This is a genomic window from Rossellomorea aquimaris, from assembly GCF_008180865.1.
In the GTDB taxonomy this organism is placed as follows: Bacteria; Bacillota; Bacilli; order Bacillales; family Bacillaceae_B; genus Rossellomorea; species Rossellomorea yichunensis.
In genome coordinates, this window is the sequence record NZ_VTEX01000003.1 from 272027 (window position 1) to 285196 (window position 13170).

General features: G+C 39.1%; 5 protein-coding genes. 1 reads left to right on the forward strand and 4 read right to left on the reverse strand.

Features of this window, described 5'->3' with window-relative positions; genetic code table 11:
• Positions 1-113 precede the first annotated feature (113 nt).
• Together FZC88_RS14085 and FZC88_RS14090 are read right to left on the reverse strand one after the other, a co-directional pair.
• Positions 114-4205: a S8 family serine peptidase gene (locus tag FZC88_RS14085; RefSeq protein WP_148995338.1), complete on the reverse strand. Its 4092-nt coding sequence runs from the start codon at positions 4203-4205 to the stop codon at positions 114-116.
• Positions 4206-4339: 134 nt separating this feature from the next.
• Positions 4340-5743 carry a helix-turn-helix domain-containing protein gene (locus FZC88_RS14090; protein ID WP_148970148.1) on the reverse strand — a complete coding sequence of 468 codons (1404 nt, stop codon included), beginning with the start codon at positions 5741-5743 and terminating at the stop codon, positions 4340-4342.
• Positions 5744-5830: 87 nt separating this feature from the next.
• Between FZC88_RS14090 and FZC88_RS14095 the strand changes: the two genes are divergently transcribed.
• Positions 5831-7057 carry a helix-turn-helix domain-containing protein gene (locus tag FZC88_RS14095; RefSeq protein ID WP_148970149.1) on the forward strand — a complete coding sequence of 409 codons (1227 nt, stop codon included), beginning with the start codon at positions 5831-5833 and terminating at the stop codon, positions 7055-7057.
• Between the two features lie 62 nt (positions 7058-7119).
• Here FZC88_RS14095 and FZC88_RS14100 read toward each other — a convergent pair whose 3' ends face one another.
• Both FZC88_RS14100 and FZC88_RS14105 read right to left on the reverse strand, forming a co-directional pair.
• Positions 7120-11280 (reverse strand): S8 family serine peptidase, encoded by a 4161-nt coding sequence (locus tag FZC88_RS14100; protein ID WP_148970150.1) that lies wholly within the window; start codon positions 11278-11280, stop codon positions 7120-7122.
• 544 nt (positions 11281-11824) lie between these two features.
• The gene (locus tag FZC88_RS14105) at positions 11825-13102 is read right to left on the reverse strand and encodes an MFS transporter (RefSeq protein WP_148970151.1); all 1278 of its coding nucleotides are present in this window, start codon (positions 13100-13102) and stop codon (positions 11825-11827) included.
• Positions 13103-13170: the final 68 nt, after the last annotated feature.

Consider the following 13170-nt stretch of genomic DNA (forward strand, 5'->3'; position numbering starts at 1 on the left):
TTACTTAGATAAGCGTTAGAGGAAAGGTTCATTCATAAAAAATAGAGTGTTTAAGGAATTAATCCCTAAACACTCTAACAGATTCGTATAATATTGCTCAATTTTTTGTAACTTTATTGGACTCCAAGCTCCTCCAGAATCCTCTCCAATGATTTGCCTTTGTAGTTCTGTTTCGCTTTCGGAGCATTCTCTGCTGATGGATTTTGCAGGAGATAATTCTTCTTCACATAACCAATGTCTGCAGCATCCACGGTGCCGTCGAAGTTAATATCTGCAGCTCGGTCACTTGTTCCCCACTTCTCTTGAATGTAAACAGCATCCATTACGTCTATGACATCGTCTTTATTCACATCACCCGCTTCTAGTGTTTTAAACAAGACATCCTTGTTTCCATGAGAGCCCATTATAAACATTTTATGAAGTGTGAAATGTCCTGGGACATTCAATTCCATTTTGAGTTGTTCACCAATTACTGTTAATGGTAAATTGAAGTCAAACCCCGGACCATTGCCTATAGTTCCTTTATAAACTTTTCCATCCTCACCAGTCATTTTTGCTTCTGCACTGAGTGTTGAATAGTCAATATTCGTGGCAGGATCTCCATTATATGGGTTCATGAATGCCTCCGCTTTTATAGTACCTTTAGCCATTGTACCGGGTTTCATTCGAAATTGAGGTGTTGCATTAAACAACATGTCTTGAGTGTTTCCTTCAGCATCGGTAATGGAAGTCCTCAGACTACTTGGTGAAAGCGTTCCCCCATACCACTCATCCTTTACCTTATACGTCACGTTAACTAAAGGCAGGTCTCCCGTTAAAGGCTCCTGTCCTTCCTTCAAGGTTGCGGTTACCTCTAACTGTGAAGAATAAGGATAAGTATTATCATTGTCAACCTTCACTGAAATTTTATCACTCATGCCTGGCGCTGGTTTAACCTCTGCAATATCAACATATTGATTATTATAATTTAATGTGTAAACAGCTTCTTTTACCTTTTCCACATTATTTAAGGACAGAGTGACATCCAAATTTTCACCCATACCTGCTGCCTGTTTGTCTGGCTGTGCAAGTGCATAAGGCTCCCCTTCTCTGATAAAGTAAATGTCACTGGTTTCTCCATAGTATCCGTTAGTCGCAGGATCGATCCCATCAAACACAAGATGCATTGGTCTTGTTTCGTCCATTGGAATGTCAACAGAAAACGTTCCATCCTCATTTATCGGCAGTTCTCCTCTGTTTCGGAAGTTCAAATTATCCTGATAGAGGACTTTATTATCTCCTTGAGTAAAACTAAAGCCTTCATCTTTCATTGCCTCAATTTCTTCATCGAAAATTGAACCTGTAATATTTACTGTTTTTTCTTCAGGCTTGTATTCATATACACCGGACTCAAGGTTTAGATCAAACTTTGGTGCAGTATAGTCAATGTATAGTGTATCTTCTTTCGAGAAGGTCCTGCCTTCATCATTTGTGGCAACCACTTTTACTTTATAAAAGCCAGGCTCAGCACGTTCCGGATGATGATCAATTGGGTTATCCTGACTCCCTGTCATCGGATAGTAAACCCCATCAAAAGCATTTCTTAAAGACAAATCACCATTCGTTAAGCTCGAACCAAATCCATCAACTGATCCAATAAAGCCGATTTCTTTATTTGTTTTTCCATCTACCAGGAAGAGGTCAAGTGTCTTCATATGTGATTTTAAATTGAAAGTTGCATCTGTAAATCGAGCCATACTTGAATTAAAATAGTTAAATGGATAGGTCATTGCTTCATGGCTAAGATTGTAATAATTGATTCCTTCTTCCACAGTCTGAATTCCAAATGGCACCTGGTAGGTTTCATCCTGATTGTCTCTATTGGTATACACGACATATCCTTCATATGTGCCCAGTTCTGCTGTTTTTGGAATCGTAATGAATACATTCGTTTTCTTCTTGGCATTTCCGTTAACTTTTATTGTTGATTTGGTTGTAAGGTTTACTCCGTTTTCCGAGGCATCCTTTGAGCCTCTGCGATTCTTTTGGAACTGTACCGTTACATCAAATGTTTTGGATTTTTTACTGTTGTTGTAAAGGACAACGGAACGATCCTCTGTTAGATGTTGACCATTTGGGGCAAATGTACCGAAACTGATAGCTCCCGTGTTATTGTCTATGCTTTTTTCTTTTCCACCAACTGGATGCAACGTTTTGCCCAGCACTTCAATTCTTGTGTTTGAATGGACAGCCTCGTATGGATCGACAACACCGGCCCCTACTTCATACACACTGTAATCACCATTTAACGGATCTGCCGTATTCATTAAGGTTTCCTTAACTTCTGATGGTGATAATTCTGGATTTGATTGTAATAATAACGCTGCCACACCCGCGGCATTTGGACTTGCCATTGATGTTCCGGATAATCGGTCGTAGGCGTATTCATACTGCCCTATTTGATCCTCTCCATGCATATAGGATGGGATTGTCGAGAAGACAGAGACACCAGGAGCTGTTACTTCAGGTTTTATGTCATAGGTTGTCCTGGCTGGGCCACGTGAGCTAAAGTCTGCCAATTTGTTTCCTTCTGTCATTTCTTGTCCCATTTCATCAAAAGAGAATGTTGCTTCTCCGGCTGAGACTTCCTTTTTCAGCTCATTTCCTTGTTCGTAAGATAGATTGAATGTCGGGACAAATTGATAGCCTTCCCCTAAATAGGTAGGGATGAAGCCTTCTTCTGGAATATTATTATAGAGCAATACAGCTTTTGCGCCTTTTTTATAGGCTATTGTAATTTTATCAATGAAACTTGTAATGCCACGTTGAATTAAAACAATTTTCCCTTCCACACTCTTATTATTATAATGCGATTCATATCCGAGCGAAACATCAACAACTGGAATATTTTGTCCCTTTAGCTCATCCAAGTTGTCTTCATACCCTTTTCCAAGCAATTTCAAATCTGCAGGAAGCGGTGTATCAGCATGCAGTGCTCCTTTTGCGGTAACAATAGTTTCGGAAGTATCACTGGCACCAACCGTTATGGCTAATGGTGCAGTTCCCGGAGATCCGAGCGTATACATACCATTGCCACTGTTTCCTGCTGAAACGACAGCTGTCACGCCGGCAAGTACAGCATTATTTACTGCAATACTTGTTGCATACATTGGGTTGTTGTAGTTTGCTCCAAGTGAAAGATTGATGACATCCAGATCATCCGCTACAGCTCGATCAATTCCTGCTAATACATCTTCTGTATATCCGGAACCATAGGGGCCCAAGACTCGATAGACATATAAATCAGCATCTGGCGCTACCCCCGTTACTGCATGATCGACGCTGTTGTCCCCTGTACCGGCAATGATCCCCGAAACGTGTGATCCATGATGAGTATAATAGTATGCACCTGTAAGGGGATTCCTTTCTCCGTATCCTGAGTTCTTCCAATCTTCATACGTCGTTTCCATCGGATCATTGTCATTGTCCACAAAGTCATAACCGCCTTTATAGGCATCCTTTAAATCAGGATGGTTATAATCAACGCCGGTATCCAATACCCCTACCTTTATCCCTTCACCTGTAAGTCCTTCAGCGTGTAATTTATCCACTCCTGGAAATGTACGCATTCCTGTTTCTTTATTTTCGTCAGAGGAAACATCATTTTGAACCGGAGGCTCTACATGTACCTCATCATTTGACCAAACGGCTTTTACTTCGTTGGAGTCGAGTAATGCCTTTATTTTGTTGGCAGGCAGTTCAATCGCAACACCATTAATGGCATTTTTATACGTTCTTTTTACTTTATAGACATCTTTTTTCTTTTTTGCCTCTTCTTTATAAATCTTTCGCAAGTCTGATTTGAATGTTTTGTGCGCAGCCTCAGCTTTTTGTTTTGCTTCGTCCATTGACAGTTTCTTACCATCAGCAGCTGCTTCTAACACCGCTGTCTTGGCAGGCTTGTCCTTAAATTCTACTATGACGGATATCTCTTCTTCACTTTCTAGATTTGTTTCCGGGGATAGCTGCAATCCTTCTAAATTGTTCACTTTTAATTGATTTAATGCTTGTCGCTGCTCGGGTGTCAAGTTTGCCAGCACTTGGTCGATGGGTGATGCTGTTGATGCGGTGGCAACCTGATCAAAAGGAGTCTGTGCAACTGGATTAAGCAATAACCCCGTGCCTAACGTTAAAGTTGTTAAACTTTTTGTCAATTTGTTCTTCATTCATCTCTTCCCTTCTTCTTTTACTAAACCTCATTTCGATTATATTTGGACTTGACGGGATATCATTTTCGGAAAATTCAATCAAATCAAAAAAAAGAAAAAGAGCTCTTTTGCAGCTCTTTTCCTCAAAGTAATTATTCTATTTTTCCTGTTTGTAACAGATTAGAATATTTTTTATCATGTTGTGATGTAGCATGAACTCTATAATGCCAAAAAGCTAACAAACATTTTTTGAACCTTTCCATATTCCCAATCCTATTTGATAAATCCGCCACTTCTATAAGTTCATCCAAACCTTTTTCAAATTGACTGTTTTTACATTGAAACAAGGCATGCGCATAGCGAAAGTCTAAATTCATTTTTTCTTTCAGCCACGGTTCCTTGCTTTCGGCCATATCGTCGATTACATGTTTGAACCTTTCTATGAGTGTCTTGGCATCATTTAGACGATCTAATCGAATGTATGTCTCAAATATCCTAGGCAGTCCCACATATATATCTTCCCTGCTTTCCAGCCAGGAGAGATACTCATCTACATATTCCAACTTACCAAAATCCAACAGGGCTGCATAGCGATTACCTGCAGCAATTCCCGCATAATACTCACTTATTATTGAGTATTCATCTATTATATTCAAGACTTCTTCAAGGGAATTCCCAACCCTTGAAAGAGCAAGTCCCTTATACATTAATGCTCGTCCATAATAGTCGCCTTCTGGTGCCAGTTTCTTTAATTTTTCTGCGTAATTCAGCACCTGCCTCCATTCCTCACGCCGATAATAATCTGCCATGATCCACATGTAGGCTTCCAACATTATCTCATTCGGCATATAAGCTAATTGATCCAATACAAAAGACAGGGCATGCTGTCCTTTTTCTGTGCCTCTTACAATATAGAATCTCCTGAAATAACTTACTGCAACTTTTTCTGAAAAGCGATCCGACTCACTTTCAATAATCACCTCATAGAGCGGGAGTGCCTTCTCGCCTATTCCTCCTTGAAAAAGTTCTTCAGCAACAGTAAATATATATAATAAATTTTTCTTTCTGATCGTTTTTGACTGTTCCTCCAGCATTAAATTTATTAAGTCACTGTAAAGGTTGACATATCCTTCCGCTGCACACTTATACAAGAACTGTATACTTCTTCGTTTGTCCGCATGTTTTCCTTTATTTAAGCATTCCTCTACATAGTACTGATAGAGAGTATCTTCAGATAGACCGAATGCATTTGTTATCGCATCCAGATTTTGCAGAGAAAGAGGCTGCCTGTGATTAAAGAGGCGGCTGATCTCGCTTATATGAATACCAGATTCCTTGGAAAGCTCTGTTTTATTCCAATTCTTCATTTGCATATACTTTTGTATTTCTTGATAGAGAGCAGCATTCATTTGATTCACCTGTTCCTTTTCATAAAACGAATTGAGCTGTTGCCATGAACAAACTCCCTTGATTGATGTTGATTTGATAGAATTTTTCAAAAACATTATCCCATCAAATTCAATTATAATCAAAGGAAAATGATAGAAAAGTAACAAAAAGAGAGGACTAAACAGGCTTTGTTGATACCTTAAATGGAAGGTATTTATTCATTACTATTCTTTCAATTATGGAGTGGATGTGGCATGGATAAAGGAAAAATCATTAAATTTTATCGTCAGAAAGCCAAACTAACACAAGAACAGCTTGGATATGGGATTTGTTCAAATACTCATGTTAGTAAAATTGAACAGGGGAAAACGGATTATTCTTCAGAGATCACCTCTTTGTTTTCTAAACGGCTCGGGATTAATATTGATGAGGAATTAATGCGGTACAAAAATATCAAGAGACTTCTTCATTGTTGGCATGATGCGATGATCAGGCAACGCGATGAAGAAATCGAAACGATAAAAAACGAACTGGAGAAAGATCCATTAATAACGATCAGTGACTATCACGTTCTATATGAACTTCTGAATGCTAGATACCATCTATTACATCAAGATTTAAAACAGGCCGATAAAATCATAAAAACCATAAAAAAGAAGCATAAACATTTGCCACCATACGAAAAGAATTTACTCAAGCATCTTTCAGGAATTTACTACTTGTCAAAAAATGATGTGGTAAAAGCATTCACGATATTAGGGACAATTAACGCTGATGACTACAATAATGAAGAGTATTATTTAACGTTGGCAGCCTCTTACCTTGCTTCAGGTTCAATGGTAATGGCTTACTACTTTGCAGAAAAATCACTTCGATTCTTTATTAACAGCAATAATTTCCTTAAAATAATTGATGCAGAAATGATTATGTTAATGACTCGGGATAGTGACAGATACCGTGATTTTCAACAGAAAATTGAACAGTATGATGCGTTAATTCAAACTTGCGATTTATGTCATGCTTTTGATAAAAAGGCACAGGTGCTGCATAACTTAGCATATGAATACTATAATAAAAACGAATATGAGTCAGCCAAACGACTGTACGAACAATCGATGAGTCTGAAGAAAAAGGACTCAACATACTATTTAATCTCCCTGGAGGGGTTCATCCGGAACTGCCTTGACGGCAATCTATTGACGAATAATGAATTAGAAGAACTTGTATTTGAAGGAATGGCCACTTCAAGGAAAATTAATGACTATTTATATTCGATTAATTTTAAACTTCTCCATCTTCTAATCAATAATGAGCATACCGAATACTATAACTATCTAATCACTAACGCACTTCCATACTTTAAAAAGCGTGGTGTTGTTCCGTTAGTCCAACAATATGAAAAAGAACTCTTTCACCATTACTTAATAAAAGATGAGACCAATAAAGCTCTAGAAATGGCTACAAAAGTATTGTCAGGATAAATAGATAACCTCTTTTTCAAGAAATGCCAGGATAAGGTTCCTGGCATTTCTTGTTATGTTAGCTAATTTGTTTCAAGACCAATTGACCGGAATAACTTTTCCAATGTAACCTTGCCTTGTTTTTCTTTAGGCTTTTTATTTCCTTTGGCATCAGGTCCTTTTTCCAGGAAGTTTTTCTCAATCAAGCGAAGGTCTGATTCATCTACTACCCCGTCTTGATTAAGGTCTCCCTTGTTTACACCAAGATTTTCTTTACCATATGAGAATACAGAAACAATCGCATCATGGATATCAACCATTTTGTCGCCAGTCAAATCACCGGCCGGCGCTTTGTCCATACTTACCAACATTCTTACCCCGGCAAGATCACCATCGACGTTTTGCACTAATTTTGCCGTGGATTTGCTCGTGAGATGGCCTGGTACCTCTACATAAATTTCATATTCTTCTTCTGATAACGGAAGGTTATCGATTGTAAAGTATCCAGTCTCGAAAATCTCAGAAGCTTCATAGGTCTTACCATTTGGACCTTTTGCATATACTTTCGCTCCAAGCTTAGAGTAGTCAACAGAATTATCCAACTGTCCATTTTCTTTAAAGAAAGCTTCTGGACTGATATTTCCATTCACAACAGAGTGGCCAGCCAAAATCCTAAATGACTTATCTTTAAGTACACGAATAATGGAAGGACTGGAATCTGATGTTTTCTTATACTTAAATGAAGTTGTAGCAAATGTTAAGTTCTCTGGAGCATAGTATTCATCATTAATGACTTTAAATGTGACATCCAGGAATGGCAGATCTTTATCCATTGTTAAGTCACCTTCGTCAATTGAAGCCCCGACTTTAACATTTCCTGACGTCAATGTTGGCTCTTCCAAAGTTACATTTGCGCCTTTTTGCTCGGCATATTGTTTAAATGTTTCATTGACTTTGACATTTTTAAAATCAAGTAAATTTTTATTAAAAGGTACGCTGAAATCACCAGAGGCAATCTGCTCAACATTGTTTAAATTCAATGTCATTGTTATTTCGTCACCCAGATGGACCTTTTCTTTATCATAACTAGGAACAGCATATTCCGTTCCTGCTTTTATGAACATGTATTTATTTATACTTTCTGGATATCCTTCTGATGCTGTAGCATTGTCAAATACAAACAGGTTGGAATCTAAATAGGTCATCTGGTCAATTCTTTCCTTCGATGCAGGGAATCTGAAGTTTCCGTCCTTATCCACATTAAGGAAATAATGATTATAGAAGCTATATTCCCACCACATTACGCCATTCCTGGATTGATCAATATTCACCCCTTTTTCTTTAAGGGCATCGACAGTTGAGTCATATACATTCCCGTGTACCCATACCGCTGGACCTTCAAGCCCTTCTTCTTCTGTAAACATTGAATCATTCACTTCATAAAGGCCAGGTTCCATATCAAGTTCCACTTTCGGAGGCGTATTGTCAATCATGACAATTGCGTCTTTACTGTATGGTTTACCTTGCTCATCGTACCCAATCATTTCGAACGTATAATCTCCTTCAGACAGTTTCACCTTTTTATCAGAAACCGGGTTCGAAGGATCATTAGTGAAAGGGTACACCTCTCCCCTAAATATTTGACTCGCAAAATATTCAATACCGGTCAATAAATGACTTGCAGTAAGGGTTCCAATAAGTCCAATTGGTTCTCCGGATTTCCCATCATTCACTAACACATCAATCGTCTTTAATGGACTTGATAATTTGACGATTGCATTGGTATATGGAGTCGTATACGGATGCAACTTCGAGGTATCATTCGTAATCATCGGTCTTGTTAATACCATCTTTTCAAATCCTTTATCTGCCACACGGATTGCAAAAGGTATTTGGTAAGTCTCTTCTTCATTGTTCGAATTTACAAGGTGAATGTATCCTTCATACCTTCCGAATTCCGCACTTGCTGAAACGCGAATAGTCGGCTCAATCTCTGCAGATTCTCCTGCTTCTATAGTCACCGTACTTTGAATTTCTACATCTACTCCATTAGAGCCGGCATCTTGAATTTCTCCCTTAGCTGGTAGAAACTCTACATTTGTGGTAAATTCCTTTGCATTTTCTTCATTGAAGTTTTGGATAACAACCTTCCTGCTGTCTTCAATCTGTCCGTCATCCTCTTTAAAGTGACTTCCAAATGCAATTGAACCCGTTTCTTCATCGATTTCTACAAATTCACCATCCTGTTCATGCATCGTTTTGTCCAGAACCTTAACCAATACATCCGAATGGACTGCCTCATGGACATCAATTCTGCCTGCGCCAACTTCATTAACGGAATACTCGCCATTCATTTCATCAGCTGTATTCATTAATGCTTCCTTAACCTCAAAAGGTGTATATTCGGGGTGTGCTTGCAAGATGAGTGCTGCTGCACCTGCAACGTGAGGAGAAGCCATTGATGTTCCACTTAGTCGGCCAAATGCAGCATCATAATTTTCCCCATCTTCCGGATTATTCATAAACTCAGGAAGAGTCGATAATATCGCCACACCTGGTCCAACGACATCTGGTTTAATGTCATCATTCCCGTTAGCAGGGCCTCTGGAACTGAATTCCGCTAAATGATCTCCTTCTGTCTTAACACTGCCTAAAGAATCAAAGGTAATTTCTGATTGTAACTTTAGTTGCTCCCCTTCAGCCTTTGATATGCGAAAAGCAGGAACATAATTAGTACCTTCCCCTATATAAGCTTCGATTTCCCCATCGACATTGTTATAAACGATCGCGGCTTTAGCACCTGCATCTTTTGCATTTTGTATTTTTTCATCGAACGTAATGGCACCGCGTTCAATGATCGCTACCTTACCAGCCACATCTTTATTATTAAAATCCTCAACTTTACCTATCCCCACTTCAACAATTGGGAGGCTCATATCCTGGAGGTCTTCCAAGTTATCTGTATAATTTCGGGCTAACAACTTCATATCCATTATTTCCTGGTCTCCGGCACTGGCACTAATCGTCGGGATCGTTAATGACACATCGCTTGCACCTACTGTTATCCCAAGTGCAGCTGCTCCTGGAGATCCCAGTGTTTTTTCACCAGGGCCATTGTTTCCTGCTGCAACGACGGCAACAACACCTGAGAGCATTGCATTGTTTATCGCTATAGACGTCGGATTAAGGGGTTCATTGACATTCGACCCTAGAGACAAGTTGATCACATCCATACCATCTGTCACAGCCTTCTCAATACCTGCCATGACCGCGGCATTCGATCCACTCCCATATGGACCTAATACTCTGTACGCGTAGAGATCAACCCCAGGTGCTACCCCCTTAACAGAAGAGGCAGAGCTGTTTTCCTTTTGTCCTGCAATGGATCCTGCTACGTGAGTTCCATGGAATGTATAATAACTAGAACCATTGAATTCAGGCTTCCCGGAATCCTTCCAGTCTTTAAGAGTGGTCTCCATAGGATCTGAGTCATTATCAACAAAATCATATCCGCCTTTAAATACACCTTTTAAATCTGGATGATTATAGTCAACACCTGTATCAATAACCCCTACTTTAACTCCTGTACCAATAATATTTTCTTCATGAAGCTTGTCTGCACCGATTTGAGGAAGGCTATCATCTACCTTTGATGGAGTACCTGAGTTCATTTCTTTTACTTCTTGCGGGAGATCAACCTTTACTTCGTTATCCTTCCAAATACGTTTCACGACTCCTGTACTGAGCAGCTCTTGAACTGCCCTTCCCGGTAGTGTCATCGCTACCCCATTGAATGTCTCATGGAATTCTCTCGTAATTTTGGCATCACCCATTTTTTCATCATTTGGTCTATTTAGGCTTTTGACTTTTTTCCACTCTTTTTTAAACGACTCATGCTCGATTTTAGTTTTTTCTTTGGCAGAAGATAGAGACATTCTTTTCCCTTTGACAGCTTGCTTTGCTACCGCTACTTTTGCAGGAGCCTGATTAAATTCAACAATGACGTCAACCATTTCCGAGCTGTTTTGGTTTATCTCCGGCGAAATGGTGAAACCAGGTGAGATTTCCAGTTCTTTCAATGCCTTCCTTTGCTGATCCGTTAAGTTCATCAACATCTTCTCTACACTTTTCTGTTTATTCTGAAAATTCTCTTCAGCAATAGCTCCAGATGGAACACCTGCCGAAACTAGCAAACTAGCAATTAAAGTGCCCTTAATAATAGGATTAAGCTTTCCTTTATTCATAACGTTCCCCCTGATTGTTTTTAATGTTTAAACTACTAGTCCCCTGTTTAACGGGTGATTAAAGACATACAACCAACTAATAAATAGATCTATTCAAAACAAATGGGTACCCTAGTTAAAATTTTATATAACCTTCAATACTGCGACAATGGGGGGAATTGCTCGGGAACATCCAAGCTTTTACAATGAAATCAAACTCGTCTATAGGAAAAAAGATCTACTTTATGAACTTAATGCATTATCAATAATGAATATGCGGTCAATACGATTTAATAGTTTTTGGAAGTTCTACATGCATGTGTGAATAGCTATCTCCTTACAAGAAAGAATCCTATATGTTATTTCCTCTGAACCTGCAACTTATCAATATATCATAATAGTAACAGGCGTTAAGACCCATAAATCCAACATAAAATTCCCCCAAAAGGAACTATTAAGTAACTAAACAAATTGTGACGAGAAGTGAGCAGACAAAAAAAAGCTTGGAATAATAGGATATTCCAAGCTGCTTATATTCCTGATATCATTATCTACCAATCAGAACCTAATTTACTATTCGTTCGTTCACCTGAGCGTTTTTAATTGAAGAGCTATTAACACCTACGCTTCTTTCTGGATTAGCAAGAAGTAAGAAACAGAATCCAAAGATGAATAATAAGGCCGAAGATAATAGGATAGCATTATTAAACCCTTGGGCTGCGTGATTTCCTGCCGATTGTACAAAGTTACCGACAATAGCTGATCCAACAATACCCGCTAATGTTGCAATACCCATCATTAAGCCCGACATTAACCCTCCACGTTCAGGAAGTAAATGAGTGACAATCTGCGGTCCCATGATAAACATGAGAATCGCTGAAGCCTGAACAAAACACATTACAGCAAAAATCCAGGCTGAATAAGATAGGAGTGTGAGAGAATAAAAGAGTATTCCAGCGAATATTAAAGACAGTCCAGAGACAAGAACATGTGATTTTCTATAACTCTGATTCTTTCTGAATAAACGATCTGTCAGCCATGACAGTGTTATATATAAAACGCTTGCGATAACACCAGCTGTAGCTATAAAGTACCCCATGTTTGTTTGCGTAAAGCTTTTGACCTCAGTAAGATATGTAGGCATCCATACAAGAATGAACGCCACCATCCAGTAAGCGGCAAACCCAGCAAGACTAGTAAATATAAAGGTTCTCGATCGTAAAATGACTACGAGTTCGGACCATTTGATTTTTTCTAAAGGTTCTTTAGAATCACTTGCTATCACCTTGTTCTCCGGTTTATCACGTCCTAACCATATCCAAAGAATAAACCAAATTAAGCTTATACATCCTAATATTCCATAGGCTATACGCCAGCCGCTGCTTACGATCAAAGCAACCAAAATAGGAGCGGAGACCAACGCGCCAATTGAATTGCCGAAATTCAGGATCGAGAGCGGCAAACTGCGGGATTCTGGAGGAAACCATTTGTTCAGATGGTTGACAGCCGTCGCATAAAACGGCCCTTCCCCAATTCCTAATAGAACACGGGACAGTAGTAGTAAAGGGAGGCCCGTAATGATAAACGCACTAAATTGTACTAAAGACCAGATGAGTGCCATGATAGCCAACATTTTCTTTGTCCCCATTCTGTCAGACAATGCAGCTCCGATTACACCGGCAATCGAAAAGAACCAAAAAAAGCTGCTGCCTACCACTCCCCATTGTGAATATGTCAGATTAAGATCTTTCATAATTGGTACAGCCGCAAGCCCTGCGATGGATTTATCTGCAAAGTTGATCACTGCAAGAAAAAATAAGAACGCAAGTATCCCCCAACGCATAACATTACAATCCTCCCTTGATAACTAAATATACAATCCGTATGAAACTGATTGCATAATTCATTCCG

Excerpts from the sequence above, each read along its gene's own strand:
- FZC88_RS14085 (WP_148995338.1), bottom strand. The coding sequence starts at position 4,205 with ATGAAGAACAAATTGACAAAAAGTTTAACAACTTTAACGTTAGGCACG.
- FZC88_RS14100 (WP_148970150.1), bottom strand. The coding sequence starts at position 11,280 with ATGAATAAAGGAAAGCTTAATCCTATTATTAAGGGCACTTTAATTGCT.
- FZC88_RS14095 (WP_148970149.1), top strand. The coding sequence starts at position 5,831 with ATGGATAAAGGAAAAATCATTAAATTTTATCGTCAGAAAGCCAAACTA.
- FZC88_RS14105 (WP_148970151.1), bottom strand. The coding sequence starts at position 13,102 with ATGCGTTGGGGGATACTTGCGTTCTTATTTTTTCTTGCAGTGATCAAC.